Origin of the sequence: Desulfopila sp. IMCC35006 (assembly GCF_005116645.1) — a bacterium.
Classification (GTDB): domain Bacteria; phylum Desulfobacterota; class Desulfobulbia; order Desulfobulbales; family Desulfocapsaceae; genus Desulforhopalus_A.
Genome location: NZ_SWCM01000006.1, coordinates 245,907 through 260,171 on the forward strand (window position 1 = coordinate 245,907; position 14,265 = coordinate 260,171).

The 14,265-nt window shown below is 48.0% G+C and carries 11 protein-coding genes; 6 read left to right on the top strand and 5 right to left on the bottom strand.

Annotation, left to right across the window (positions count from 1 at the left end; all coding sequences use genetic code 11):
* Nucleotide 1 precedes the first annotated feature (1 nt).
* Entirely contained in the window at nucleotides 2–2,131 is a 2,130-nt protein-coding gene (locus FCL47_RS12540; RefSeq protein ID WP_136813847.1) for a VTT domain-containing protein, read from the bottom strand.
* Nucleotides 2,132–2,752: 621 nt separating this feature from the next.
* On the opposite strand from FCL47_RS12540, the gene FCL47_RS12545 reads away from it, so the two are divergent.
* The gene (locus FCL47_RS12545; RefSeq protein WP_136813848.1) at nucleotides 2,753–3,574 is read left to right on the top strand and encodes an MBL fold metallo-hydrolase; all 822 of its coding nucleotides are present in this window, start codon (nucleotides 2,753–2,755) and stop codon (nucleotides 3,572–3,574) included.
* Nucleotides 3,575–3,606: 32 nt separating this feature from the next.
* On the opposite strand, the gene ppk2 is transcribed toward FCL47_RS12545, so the two are convergent.
* Nucleotides 3,607–4,533 carry a polyphosphate kinase 2 gene (gene ppk2, locus FCL47_RS12550; RefSeq protein ID WP_136813849.1) on the bottom strand — a complete coding sequence of 309 codons (927 nt, stop codon included), beginning with the start codon at nucleotides 4,531–4,533 and terminating at the stop codon, nucleotides 3,607–3,609.
* 182 nt (nucleotides 4,534–4,715) lie between these two features.
* Nucleotides 4,716–5,015 carry an antibiotic biosynthesis monooxygenase gene (locus FCL47_RS12555; RefSeq protein WP_136813850.1) on the bottom strand — a complete coding sequence of 100 codons (300 nt, stop codon included), beginning with the start codon at nucleotides 5,013–5,015 and terminating at the stop codon, nucleotides 4,716–4,718.
* A 707-nt stretch (nucleotides 5,016–5,722) separates the two neighbouring features.
* Between FCL47_RS12555 and FCL47_RS12560 the strand changes: the two genes are divergently transcribed.
* The 4 genes from FCL47_RS12560 (at nucleotide 5,723) to FCL47_RS12575 (ending at nucleotide 8,768) form a co-directional block, all read left to right on the top strand.
* Nucleotides 5,723–6,544 (top strand): molybdopterin-binding protein, encoded by an 822-nt coding sequence (locus tag FCL47_RS12560; RefSeq protein WP_136813851.1) that lies wholly within the window; start codon nucleotides 5,723–5,725, stop codon nucleotides 6,542–6,544.
* Nucleotides 6,545–7,049: 505 nt separating this feature from the next.
* A complete protein-coding gene (locus FCL47_RS12565; protein WP_136813852.1) occupies nucleotides 7,050–7,256 on the top strand; it encodes a hypothetical protein in 207 nt (68 codons plus the stop codon).
* Nucleotides 7,257–7,436: 180 nt separating this feature from the next.
* Nucleotides 7,437–8,093, top strand: coding sequence for a hemolysin III family protein (locus FCL47_RS12570; RefSeq protein WP_370459554.1), 657 nt, complete (start codon nucleotides 7,437–7,439; stop codon nucleotides 8,091–8,093).
* Nucleotides 8,094–8,525: 432 nt separating this feature from the next.
* Nucleotides 8,526–8,768 (top strand): dissimilatory sulfite reductase D family protein, encoded by a 243-nt coding sequence (locus tag FCL47_RS12575; RefSeq protein WP_136813853.1) that lies wholly within the window; start codon nucleotides 8,526–8,528, stop codon nucleotides 8,766–8,768.
* Nucleotides 8,769–8,897: 129 nt separating this feature from the next.
* Here the strand turns inward: FCL47_RS12575 and FCL47_RS12580 are convergent, their stop codons facing one another.
* Nucleotides 8,898–9,083 carry a hypothetical protein gene (locus FCL47_RS12580; RefSeq protein ID WP_136813854.1) on the bottom strand — a complete coding sequence of 62 codons (186 nt, stop codon included), beginning with the start codon at nucleotides 9,081–9,083 and terminating at the stop codon, nucleotides 8,898–8,900.
* Nucleotides 9,084–9,694: 611 nt separating this feature from the next.
* Here FCL47_RS12580 and FCL47_RS12585 point away from each other — a divergent pair.
* A complete protein-coding gene (locus FCL47_RS12585; RefSeq protein ID WP_240744227.1) occupies nucleotides 9,695–10,975 on the top strand; it encodes a multiheme c-type cytochrome in 1,281 nt (426 codons plus the stop codon).
* Nucleotides 10,976–11,075: 100 nt separating this feature from the next.
* On the opposite strand, the gene FCL47_RS12590 is transcribed toward FCL47_RS12585, so the two are convergent.
* On the bottom strand, nucleotides 11,076–13,151 hold the full coding sequence (locus FCL47_RS12590) for a DNA topoisomerase 3 (RefSeq protein ID WP_136813855.1): 2,076 nt from the start codon (nucleotides 13,149–13,151) through the stop codon (nucleotides 11,076–11,078).
* Nucleotides 13,152–14,265 lie beyond the last annotated feature (1,114 nt).

The following is a 14,265-nucleotide window of genomic DNA, read 5'->3' on the forward strand; positions in this document are numbered from 1 at the left end:
TTCATCTTCTTTTCCTGTGTTGACGGGCTCTCAAAAACCAGCGGAGTCCGCTCAATGCAGCTGCGACCGCGACGATAGATAAGCCCAATATAGTCAAACTCGTTTGATCAGGTGCTTTCATGGACTTTGCAATTTGGTCCCCGACAAAAACTATCGCGATGGTGCCGGGGAGCAGGCCTATCAGAGTGCCCACCGCAAAATCCCTGAGCGAAACATCGGAAACGCCTGCTATCAGGTTGATTACCGAAAAAGGTGCAATAGGAACGATCCGGAACATTATAACCGCAGAAAGACCCGACTTTGATAATTTATGGTTTAAACGTTTCAATAATGCTCCCGATAATTTCCTGACAGTATCCTGTCCCAGTAAACGGCCAATAAGAAACATGCACATTGCACTTAACTCAGTCCCAAGAAGAGTGTACAACAGACCTGGCCACGGCCCAAAAATTACAATCGTGGCGATAATCATCAGCGTCACAGGAAACGACACGAGTCCGCCAGCCAGAAAGGCAGCCAACACAATAAGCGGCGAATATGGCTGGCCCTCAACCCAGCGTGCTGCTTGAAGCACAGATTCAATACTCAGCCATTCTCCGAGCGGTGTCCATCGCCACAGGATCGCCATTCCTAAGACAAACGCAATCAGAGAAATAATTTTAAACATATGGTGATATGCCCTTACCTGGTGAGATTTATCGATGAAATAATCAAGAAGTTCATCTGGTTTGATAGGCTTTTCCGGATCGAGCAGGGCTGAGTCCGGAACCCATTGATCTCTGTCTTTGGTTGCCTCAGGGTCTATAGGCACCAGTGTACGTCCTGCACCGGACCGCAACCGATCAACAGTCACAACAAGTGAACTATTTCCCTCAAATTCCTTTTCCAACTTATCCGGTGGCACACCCAGATGCTCAGCCAGCAACCGGTTACGAAAGAGGACTATCTTCTCTTTCTTTTCGATCGCGTTATCTTCTGCCCAGACGGAGAGATCGCATTCCGAATCGAGCCCCAGCGACCGGTTACTCAAATTGGAAGAACCAACCCGTAAAAAATTATCATCAATGATCATTACCTTGGCGTGCACCATGAGAGCCGTCAGCGGGTTATCAGCCAGCCGGGGATAAAACACCCTCAGGCGATTCCATCTGTCTGCTTCGAACATACGCCGTAAAACTCGGCCACGTAAAACATCCATGGTATGCTGTTCCAACCATCCTCCAGTTTCGAGTGGCATGACAATCACGATTTCAGGCCCGTTTTCTTCCTCCAGCCGACCTGCCAGCGCCTCGCCAATCCTGTAGGAGCTAAGATATTGATTCTCGATATAAATGGTATTTTCTGCCGCTTCAATTGAATCAAGATAGAGTCGTTCGACCTCGCGAACTTCACTGCACATCTTAAATTCCGGCAGCGTCCTGGAAATAGCTATATCCACATCAGCAAAATCCGGGTGAACAGATTCCGGCCATAGATCGCTTGCATTCTTGTTTCCCAACAATTCCAGTTTTTTTTCACACGCCATCTGCCACCTTTCAATACAAATGGCAGCAATGGCCTTTGCCGCATCGCCGTCAACAACCATTTGAATATCGTGAAAAGGAGGATAATGGTCGCCATCCGGTGACTTTCTCCTTGCATCATCCACCAGATGTTCAGAAGTATCCCAGCGCCATTTGCTTACGTCAAACCCGCCGACAAACGCCAGACTGTCGTCGACAACGACCATTTTCTGATGTTGTGACGCGCCCAGCGGGTGTGCACCATCAAGGCAGAAATGAATATTTTTGTGACTGCGCCACTGCAGCTTGTACCGTGGAAAAAATTCACGTTCCATGGCATATATCATGGCGAAGTCCCAGGCCAACAGATATATCTGCAGCCCCTTCTTTTCCCTTACCAGCGAGTCGAGAAACTTGCCAAGTTGAACAGGATATCCGCCGCTGTTACCATCTCTAATCAGACGCAACTCACTATGCAGGTCCCAGCCAACAAGCATGATCCTGTTTTTCGCTTCACGCATTACCTCATGGAGCGCTCGATAATAGTCCTCCCCATCAACTATCATCGCGGCCCGTTCTGCCCGAAGTATTTTCCAGTAGTTTTCAAGATTTTTATATATGTTTCGCACTGTGTCCGCCCAAAAAGAACTCAGTTGCCAAACTTTCACAGCGTTGAGCTCTGCTCGAATGTACTCTCTTGTCAGGAGTCGGGACAGTTTCCACACGTTTGTGACAAACGCCAACCGATTCATAGCATTATGCTATTCATTATCAGAAACTTGGCAAGATTTTTGCTCAAAAGGCTCATTCGCGGTATATAGTTCGACCTTTCGCGTACAAACATCACAAACAATTAATATCATTCAAAAACGATATACAGCGTGTTCAATATGGTGGGATTCTATGCTGTTTTTAGAAGATTGCACAGCTGCATGGATAATTTCATCTCGTCGCTCGCTCTCAGCAAGCGTTTTCATCAGTGAATACTGCCAAAACGAATCCAAGCATATTGTAAACGGCTCATAATGAAAGATAACCACGGTATCTGGAAGTTCTGCTTTACCAAATTCCTGATGCTCTTCAGGGAGATCCGGCTGAATTTTGGTAATTATAAGGTATTGCAAGGGGGGAGGTATTAAATGTAGACTGACGTGCCATTAACGATTAACGCCTCTGCCTTTGAGCTGGAAGTAGCATGAAGGGTTGTTCTGGCCACCACTGTCACCTCTGTAAATAGAAGATCATCGCCTATGTTATTTGCAAAACAGCATTCCTATGGACCTGTAAAAGGCTTTGAGGTCGGTATTGCACCTATGGGAAAGCCAATAAAGTCAGTTTATCTTTATCTTATAGACTCTATCCTGATAGACACCGGTCCCCACCACCTCCGCAAAAAAGTAAGTTCGATGATCGACTGCAACAATGTCGCTGCGATCCTGCTGACACACCACCATGAGGACCATAGCGGCAACGCAGGTCTCCTGAAAGATCAATGCAGTGTACCGGTATACCTGCATCCTAATGGGATAGCAAAGTTATCAAAAGGATTCAATATCCTCCCTTATCAGCAAATCCTGTTCGGCAAAGCCCCACGGGTTCAAGCAGAAACCTGTCCCGAAATAATCGAAACTGAAAAAATCACCCTCAAGGCCGTGCACACCCCTGGGCATAGTAAAGATCATACTGTTTACCATGTAGAGCAAGAGGGTTGGCTCTTCTCCGGAGATCTCTACGTAGGTGAAAAAATACAATTCTTTAGAATTGATGAAAGGATTGATCAGCAGATAGACTCTTTAAAGAAAACTGTAGAATTGGATTTTGACATACTTTTTTGTGCCCACCGCCCCAGTATGAAAGACGGCCATACCCTCATAAAAAGAAAACTCGATTATCTTATAAGCTTTAACCAGCAGGTTCTCGAACTTCATAAAAAAGGAATGAAAGAGAAAGATATCATCAAGCGACTGCGAGTAAAAAATGATCTACCGGTCAAACTGTTCACTATGGGGAATGCCTGTTTTTCCCACATGGTCAGATCGTCACTCAACACCCTTCAAGATAATCAGCAGTAGTGTCCAGATAAAGCAACATTCCCCGGTGGTTGTTACCCGTGCAGCAGTTCGGGTGTCATCAGGTTGTCTTCCATATGTTTCAATTCATCTATACCCGATATGATAATGTTGGGGTCGGGTTCAAGCTCTCCCGCCGGCAGTTTATCATCGTAGTCCATCTTACTGAGAATAAATTTCATACAATTGAGGCGAGCAGTTTTTTTGTCGTCGGATCGAATAACCGTCCAAGGCGAAATAGTTCTGTTAGTTTCCGAGAGCATCTGGAATTTTCTCACGGAATACTGGTCCCAGTACTCTTGAGCCAGATTATCGACCGGGGAAAGTTTATACTGCTTCAACGGGTCGGTCTTTCGTGAGTCAAACCGTTCTTTTTGAGTATTTTTTGAGACTGAAAAGTAAAATTTGAAAAGTTTTATCCCTTCTTTTACCAACATTTCCTCAAACATTGGCACATCTTTTAAAAAACGTTTGTTTTGTTCATCGGAGCAGAATCCCATGACCGGTTCGACCATTGCCCGATTATACCAACTTCGGTCAAAAATGACTATTTCACCGGCGGAAGGCAGGTGCGCGACATAGCGTTGGAAATACCATTGGGTCATTTCCGTCTCGTTAGGTTTCATCAGGGCGACGACCCGGGTATTTCGAGGATTAAGATGAGCAGTAATACGCTTGATCGTGCCTCCTTTGCCAGCGGCATCGCGTCCTTCAAAAATCGCCAGAATACGCTGACCATTATCCTTCATGGAATCTTGCAGTTTCATCAATTCGATCTGCAGTCTTTTTAAATCCAGTTCATACTGCAGGTTCGTTTTCTTTATGTAGATTGCTGTGGTGTCATCGCCTTTTTGGGTATTGCAATTTTTGGCTGCGGTTCCTTCAAGCAGTCTTATTTTTTCCGGCTTGATGCTCTTCTTGCCATCTTTACTGTCTTTGCTTGTGCTTTTTTTCTTGCCCATAAAAGTAATCCCCAAAGTTGCAGTTGTCGGGTTGAACCGGCCACTCTTCGATACGCTCAGCCGAAAGGAGGAAAATCCTGGACAGCTCGATGAACTTTCTAGCTGTCCAGGATGCAGAGATTAAATAAAATATATACTATCTTTGATTCGTTGCATACAACTCCTGGTATCAAAATAATCTATCAACCGGCTGAATCGATCGGCTGAAAAACTTCATAGAAGGTTCGTTCACCAATCAAACTGTCCACCTTGCCCTGAATATCCCTTCTTTCCTTGCTCACGAACCAACGTTTCCATGCATCTGCTGTTTCCCATTGGCTGATAACGATGTAGTCTTCCGAGTCTTCAGTGCTTTGCAGAGTCACTGTGGAGAGGTACCCGGGCTGATCTTTGGCACGGCGGTTTAATTCATTCATCAGTGGTATCAATTTATCCGGTTGATTCATTCTAAATTTACGTTTGATGATCACATATGCAGGCATTTGAACCTCCGTTAAGCAAAAGTTGAGTCGGCTATGGTGCGATGTGTTCAATAACAATCCTATCTCCGATAGTAAGACTTATAGCTTGAAGATGCCAAATATACCTGCGATTTTCATACCCATGGCGTAGAGATGTTATTGCAGCAAGATCTCATCAAGAGCAGCACAGCAACGGACTAAGCCCAATGATGACATTCGCTGAAGGGAAAATATTTATCCCCAAAGTTTGCCGTGCACCGTCCAAAGGTGCTGTTTTTCAGCGGATACTGAGTTCCTGTAAATTGTTTTCGGACCTCTTCGCACAATCAAGAGATGTCTGTTGCCAACTTAAAGCAATTGAAAAAACCCAACAGACGCACTTACCATCAGGTACCTGTCATTGCATTCCCTGGTTCAGGATCATTGCCGGACATTAGTGGTCTTCAAATTCTTTTGTGATTACCACTAAAGTGCAGCTTAGAAGGTTCAGAGGGATATGAGGTGCCCTTTGCACGGGTGTTCCGCAGCCTGGATGGCTGCGGTCAAGCCCCCAGGGATGGGTTTATGGCGTCCCGTGAAAAGGGCTCCTCATATCCCCATGTAGCTGAAGTTTAGTGGTAATCACAAATTCTTTTTAAGAAAATGTTTATTCTGATTAAGGTAAGATGGTTTATTGTACCTGCACTCAACACGGGAATATACTTCCATGTCAAAAATTACGAGGCATTATGCGAATAGCAGCGAAAGTCGAAATAATTATCGTCGGAAACGAGATATTAACTGGTGATATCCTAGATACGAATACAAACTGGCTATGCAAATTAGTGCATGGACGTGGTGGGATGGTTACACGGGTAACCATAGTCCCGGATGTACTGGAGGTCGTATCGGCGGCAGTTCGCGAGGCCGTGTCGCGAAAAGTTGACATCCTTTTTACCTCAGGGGGACTTGGACCGACAGCAGATGACTTAACCCTGCAGGCCGTCGCTGAAGGAACAGATCGTGAAATCGCCCTGCACAACGAAGCCCTTGAGATGGTGAGACGACAGTATGACCGCTTCTTTGAACAGGGAATCATGCAACAGGGGGGGTTGAATCCAGCTCGGCAAAAGATGGCCTGCCTCCCTCTGGGTGGGGAGCCGCTGTTAAATCCTGTAGGGACAGCGCCGGGGGTTTATCTGCATGTAGAGCAAACGGCGATTATAAGCGTCCCCGGCGTTCCTTCTGAGCTGAAGGGAATTATTCAGCAATCTTTGCAGCAATTTCTCGATCAGGCTTTTGGCGAAGGCGAGGCAATGTCGCGCTGTGTTGCCGTAATGTGCAATGATGAATCTCTTCTGGATCCGATATTGCTTCGCATTGTGGAAAAGTATCCTGAAATTTACACTAAATCTTTGGCTACAACAATCGGTGAGAACCCTGAAATGGATATTATCATGACTATTTCCGGCATCGGTGAAAAAAAGAGACTGCTGGAAAAAGCATTTCAAGAACTTTGCGCAGGTCTTACTGGGCTTGGTTTTTCAATTACCAAAAAACCTGTGCGATGACATTCGTAGACAAGCTGAGCTTGAGGGGTAATCAGAAAAAACTTCATACAGAAAAACCATTGTGAACTCGGCACCGCCTGACGTATTCAACCAGCATTTTTGCATTATTTCATGGAGAGGAACCAGGTTTTTTATACCCCATCAACCAACAATAACAATCCTGTTGATACCCCGGATTGTATCCAGACGACAAAATCGATCCGGAAAAAGAAGATAGAGAACGTCTAATGAAGAGTGAGCGCTCCCCTGCGATGCGAGACACAAAAAAATTTACCGGACCTTCCATTTCAAAGCCGATGAAGTCGAAGGGGTAACAGTTTATGATCTTGGCAACCGGCAATGGGATATCCCCAGGCTGCGAAAGTTACGGGAGAACATCCTCCCTGAAAATTCAAAATTTGACGACTTGGAGCTGGAGCATAATTTTGGGCCCCTGGGCCAGAAGATACTTCGTTTGAACGTGAGATGGATCTTTACAGACGAGAATCAAGCGAAGTGTATCTTTTTGGCGATTTCCGATGTAACTGAGCTTGAATATAACCGAAGAGGTCTTGAGCAACTGGTCGAAAAGCGGTTGGTCGATCTTATGAAGGCAAGGGAAGTGGAGGAAAGGAGAAGACAGTCAGCAGAAAAGTCCCTTCTGGAAATTAAAAAGCTGAAGGACCAGCTCGAAGCGGAAAGAGGGTATCTGCAGGATGACTCAAAAGCATGATGCCTCGCAGTGAAGACTTGATAGGACGTTCGGCGGCAAAGGGAAAAAAAAGAGAATATGGTCATGCACGATAAAGATGGTAAAAAAGAAAAAATGTCTCAGACCGAGTGTTATAGCAACACACTAAGGCGAGCCCCGAAGAGGCTTCAGATTTGGAAAACAGAGCCTAAAGGTATTGACATCCGAACACTCAATGCGAAACAAAATCGTCAGCAATCTCAAGTCGAGGAGATAGCAAACACCATCAGCCACGGCGTTGGGCTCATCGCTGCATTTATCGGGACGCCGATACTCATAGCTGATGCGATACGCAACGGAAATGGTCGATTCATTGTCGGCACCGCTGTGTTTTGCGCGACACTCATAATTCTGTATTTTGCCTCTACTGTCTACCACGGATTACCACCGGGGAAAGCCAAACGTGTTTTCAGAATCATCGAGCATTCAGCCATTTTTTTACTGATCGCCGGCACCTACACACCGTTCACCCTCGGGGTACTGCATGGTGCGTGGGGCTGGTCGCTGCTCGGAGTGGTTTGGGGGCTTGCGCTGCTTGGAGTCTCGCTCAAGGGGTTTTATCTGGCGTCCCGCCCTATTCTTTTCACCTCTCTCTACCTCATGATGGGATGGGTTGCCGTTATCGCGATTCATCCGTTTTTAGCCAGGGTACAAACAGCGGGTTTACTCCTGTTACTTGCCGGAGGCTTGTTCTACACAGTAGGTGTGGCCTTTTTCGCCACCGATTCCCGGCTGAAATACGGCCATCTTATCTGGCATTTATTTGTTATGGCCGGCACCTTCTGCCATTACTTTGCGATACTGTGGTATGCAGCCTGATATTCCGGTAAACAGGAGGCAGTTACCACCTGAGCAATATCTCCGGACACCTCATTATTGGTCATATCTAACCACATGGTCATATATGACCTGTCACAGAGAGCTATGCGCACGTGTCAAGTACCTAGCGTTTAGAGTTTTTTCCCACAAAGCAACGCGCCGGAGGCAGCGTATTATTTGGGACAGCGCTTCCTGGCGCATTGCTTGCCCTCAAAGCACTTGAGATGGCAACCGGGCAGAAGTTACTGATAAACAAACTGGGTAAAAGGCACGAATATTGCTCAGTAATGAAAGAGAGAAGGTTTCTGTCCACCCTTTCTTTGTCTCAAACATGTAAAGGATGAAGCGACCACTCCATCCTTTACACAGAAAATATCATTTCCACGTCCTGGCAGATCTGCTGCTGATTTGAGACCGTTTAGGAGGTTCCATATGCAATTAACCAAAGAAGCATTGAAGGATGCAATTCTTGAGAAAGCGAAAACATCCCCCAAAGCACAGTTGTACATTAAAGATTTCTATTGCTGTGATCCAGAGACAAAACCACGCGATCTGAAAAATCTGGCCAATGATCTTGTCAAGGAAGGAAAGCTCATGTTCTGGTCTTCAGGTTCAACAACAATGTATGCGCTGCAAAGCCGAATTAAAAACGAGGAGGGCGTGGGAGGAATTTGAAAATTGAGCAGTTAAGTAAAGCATGCCGATTTCCAAAAATCTCTGCTGCGCACGGGCAGGAATGAGTGTTCATGTTAAGCCTGAAGACTCATTTTCATGTCCGTCCTCTGACACTCATACCGTTCCCCCTTACCATGTTTCGCCGAGCACAAAGCTTAAATCCATACATTTTTCCCGCTCATTTTTGGTAAGCCCTCTGCCTTTTTTATGGTTTGTGAGATCCCCTGCATAACACGCATATTCTTTGCCATCCTTATCGTTGACGAAGACCAGTTTTTGGTAGGCTTTCGAAACTTTTTTACCCCGTAGCCGCATAATGTCACCTCTTCGATCAGATCTGTGAATGTTTCTATGTACGCAACAGTCAAAGTAATGATAGACGTGATTGTCATCAATGATGTTTTATTGACTTTGGTAAAACTTATATCATGAAACCACAATTGCAATGATCAATAAACAGCATAAAAATGCTGGTAGATACTATCAATGACAGCCACAAACGATCATGAATGAATACCAGGTTGGTCCTGCCACTCCGACAGGCTGAGTTTCGGGTGGCAAGCAGAACTTAAAATATCCCATGCCATAAATTCTCCGCCCTTTTTGCAAAAACAAGAGACGTCATTGCGTAAGCGCAAAGACGTCTCTTGCAACAAAGGCTATCTTCTGTTTTGATGGTCATGTTGCTCAATCTTTTTGATACTCTCTTCTGCGAAATATACACAAGCTGATAAAGAAAAAAGCGTAATAACAAGATCGTATTAACCACCAGAGATCATTTAATGACAGTGTGAATGGGCTGTGTTACAGGGTACTGCAGCAGAGTGGATTCAACAACTGTGTCAGCCCCGCAAGTGTTTAAAATTGCTACCCATAACCTCCGAACAGCGGGGGTTTCCTGATAATTTTAACGAAGGAGGAGGCAGATGATGAAAACGTTGCAAGGGGTACTGGCGGGAATCTTTTCCCTGCTGCTGCTGTCCGGTGTTGCTCATGCGGCCGATGTCTGTATTGAGTGTCACCAAAAACTTTCGCCCGGCCAGGTCAAGGATTGGCAAATCAGCGAACATGCCAAAAACGATATTTCCTGTTCAGCCTGTCACGGAGAAGCACACAAAAACGCCGAAGACTATAAGCTGGCGGTTCTTCCCGATGAAAAAGTCTGCCAGTCCTGCCATGAGGAACAGTTCACCCAGTTTTCCCATGGCAAGCACAATTTTGGCTGGACCAGCTTAAATGCAATCCCGGCGACCCACATGGCGCCTGACGAATTGATTGAAGGAGGTAGGGGCTGCGGCGGTTGTCACAACATGGGAATCAAGACCGAAGAGCAAAAGAAAGAACTGGCAAGCAAGGGGTATCGCTACCAGAACAATTCCTGCGACGAATGCCACACCCGGCACGCTTTTTCCAAGAAAGAAGCCGTTAATCCCTTTGCCTGCCAGCAGTGCCATATGGGCTACGATCATCCACAGTGGGAAATGTGGTCAAGTTCCAAGCACGGAGAACGCTGGTTTGCCAAAAAACATGGCGACCTCCCGGAAGGGGCAGCAGCACCAAGCTGTCAAACCTGTCATATGCCCGATGGCAACCATGCCAACGAAACTGCATGGGGATTTCTCGGAGTTCGATTACCTCTGCCGGACGACAAACAAGCCGCGGCCGACCGCGTTACCATTCTCAAAGCCCTTGGGGTTCTTGACCCGGTTACCGGCAAGCCGACACCTATTCTCGATGCAGTCAAGGCCGTCCGCATGGCCAAGCTCGACCAGGAATCGTGGCAAAAAGAAAGAGACAAGATGCTGAAGATCTGTTCCCAGTGCCACTCGGCAAAATACGTCAAGGAACAGCTCGACATGGGTGATTCAATCATGATCAAGGCGGATCGCCTTATGGCGGACGCGATTGAAACTGTCGCTGCCCTCTATAAAGACGGCCTGATCAAAAAACCGGCAGGATATCCAGCTAACTACCCATTCCTGTTGACCTTTATGCACACTAACGGGGAAAGATGGGACAAGGATCTGGATAAGCTCTCCTACATCGATCAAGTGCTGGTCCAGATGTACATGAAACATCGGATGCGCACCTATCAGGCATTTTTTCATGTCAGTCCGGACTATGCCTACTGGTATGGCTGGAACGAGATGACCAAAGACCTGGGTGAAATCAAAGAGCTGGCCAAAACGATGCGCAGTGAAAAATAGCCACCTGCCTATCTAGACGGAAAAGGCGGGATCCTGCACAGGATCCCGCCTTTTCCTGTTATGGAAATCAGGCCGACGGGGACAACATACTCCGGCAAAATTAACCGTCTTTCTTGAGGATGTTTTTTTGCCGATCGGCTGAGGGCAGCCGCAGGTCCATGATCATACCATGGGTGGAGAGGATGAGGATGCGCGGTTCGTCATCGATTTTCACCGGCTGCGGCAGGATGCACAGTTGCAGCAGGCCCTGAATCTGCCTTGGCGTCAGCGTTATCCCTTTGTACTCCGCTTCCAACACAAAGGGGCAACCTTCTTTCCAGCCGGAGCAGCCGTAGGCCCGTTTCCCCTTGATAATCTCTTTGCCGCAGAGTGGACAACTCCCCCAGCGTGCAGGGTCAAGCCGGCGGGCGGAACTGTGCTCTATCAGGGTGCGGATGTAGCTGCTGATCCCGGTCATGAAGATATCGGGGTCGAGCTGGCTGCTTTCAATTTTTTTAAGTTTTTCCTCCCATTCCCCCGTCATTTCCGGCGATTTGAGCAGAGGATCCTGGATAAGGGCGATCAGGTAGCGACCCATATCGGTGCAGCGCAGTTGTTTTTTCTCGCGCCGGATATAGCCGCGGCGGAGCAGCGTTTCGATGATGGCGGCGCGGGTCGCGGGCGTCCCGATACCGCGCTCTTTGAGCGCCTCACGCAGGGTGTCGTCTTCAACAAACTTACCAGCGGCTTCCATGGCGCCGAGAAGTGAGTTTTCGGTGAAATGACCGGGAGGTTTGGTTTTGCCCTCGCGCAGGGCTGGCTCATGCTCGCCGGTTTCCCCATCGATAAAGGCCGGAAGGGCCTGGTCATCGGCAGCGTCCTGGCTCATCTTCTTTTTCGGAAAGAGAACGGTCCAGCCCGGCTCAATAATCTGCGTTCCTTTGGCCTGGAACCTGACCCGCTGACTCACGCCGTCAACCGTGGTTACATGTTTGATGCAGACGGGATAGAAGGCGGCGATGAACTGGGTGGTGATTGCGTCATAGACGAGCTGATCATTGGCGCCGAGGTTACGCGGCGTAACGCCGGTGGGGATGATGGCGTGATGGTCCGTCACCTTGGTGTCGTCGATGATCCGGCTGGTAAACGGGAGTTTGGCGAGGTTAAGCGGCGCGATCTGTTCGGCCCGCATGGCCTTGAGCTGTTCCAGGATCCTGGGAACGTTCGGTTGGAGATCTTTGCTCAGATAACGTGAATCGGTACGCGGATAGGTGACGAGTTTGGCCTCATAAAGATTCTGGGTGGCGGCGAGGGTCGCGGCCGCCGACAGGCCGTGCTGCTTGTTGACCTCGCGCTGTAGGGTGGTAAGATCGAAGAGCTGGGGCGGTTGCTCCTTGCTCTCTTTACCGGCACTGCCGGTGATAACAAAGGGCTGGCCAATGACCTTGTCAAGCAGGGCCTGGGCTTTCTCCGGTCGCTCGAAACGCTGGCCGCTGTACTTGAACACCACCTCGCGATAGCGGGTGGTGAGCTCCCAGAACGGCTGGGGACAGAATTGGACAATAGAGTCGTCACGGTCGACGATCATTGCCAGCACCGGCGTCTGCACCCGGCCTATACTCCAGAGCACGCGATCGCTGCCGCCGATCTGACCGTGGCGGACGGTGTAGTAGCGCGTGGCGTTGAGCCCGACAATCCAGTCGGACTCACTGCGGCAGCGTGCGGCCGCATAGAGAGCGTCGTAGTCGTGGCCGTCCTTCAGATCCTTGAACGCCGCCTGAATGGCCTCTGGGGTCAATGAGTTGAGCCAGAGGCGGCGGATCGGTTTGTCTTCGCACTGGCACAGCGCCAGAATATAGCGAAAGATCAGCTCTCCTTCCCGCCCGGCATCTGTGGCGCAGACAATTTCCTCGGCCTGTTCGCACAGGGTCTTGATCAGCTGGAACTGCTCCGCCACGCCGTTGTTTTTGATCAGGGTGAGCTTGAATTGGTCGGGCACGAAGGGAAGGGTCTCGAGCGACCAGCGCTTGAGCGCCGGGTCATATTCGCCAGGTTCCTGAAGGGTTACCAGATGCCCGAAGGCCCAGGTGACCGCGCAACCGCGGCCCTCAATATACCCTTTCTTTTTGGCGGTAATATTGAGAACTTTTGCAATATCGCGGGCCACCGACGGTTTTTCGGCAATAACAACTTTCATCGGACTATTTTCTCTCGATCTTTGTCTACTTCGGTTGCAAAGGGGTCAGGGTGATACCCGACCTCCCCTCTCACTGATCAGCAAGCCTGCACGCTGGGCCAAGCGCATCGGCAAACGAGAGCAGAAGGCAGCACCATGTCGATTGTTGGCATTTCAATGGATCGTATAGTGTATCAAGAAGAGATAGTCTATGACAAAAGGGATATTCTGCTTTACCTGGCAACATTCATTTTTCACGCCTGAGCGGATCCACTTTGGTGAATTTACGATAAATCAGCCGTGCTCCGCGGTGCAGAACTGTCACTTCTGACTGATAAAAATATAATTGACAAGAAGATTGCTGAATTCCTCCGTTCCATGTCCCGCCCATGCTGGCAGTTCATCATCTCTTCGCAACTGTATCGCCAAGTATCGCCACAAGGTCGTCAAGATACTTTTCGTAGTTTCGCCAGCGCGCAATTGAGGTCTTGTAAATCGGCTGCCTGACCTGAGCGACACTGGCAGTTCGAATTCCTCCGCACCATATACATGCGGGTGACTGGCGATGATCTGCTTACCATTTATATTGAGGGCGATGGACTCGCCTGGATCTCACCTTCACCCCCATCTTCTGATCCGTCTCCCCTCAGTCCTCTGGGTTTTGAACTGGCCCGGATTTTTCAATAAACCGGAGAAGAAAAGAGACCTTTTACAAACACTCTCCCATTGTGGAGCCTCAGAAGGAGGGTTATTTAAATGAATTCACCCCTCAAAAGAATCGCCTCGACATAATATTTCCCGATCGTATCCCTGACTACCTTCCTTGGTATTGTATTGCGAAAGTTTCCTCTTTTATGCTCATTGTATGAAAGCAAATCAACCTGCCGAAGAGGTTCTACAGGATCTCCGTTATCCTGTTGCCTTTCGTCATTCTGTTCAAGAATCGAGGCGCATTCCTTGGAAAAAATTATTGTGCGTCCAGCAAAGCAGTAGTATATCAATTGTATTGATGTGCTACAGATATTTTATGCATGCGAGCGACCGACTTAATCAAGCTCTTTAACCGTGAAACACAGACACTGACTATTACTTTAAAAACGAACATGGCTCTTTAGTACCTTAGAAATGCATTTCT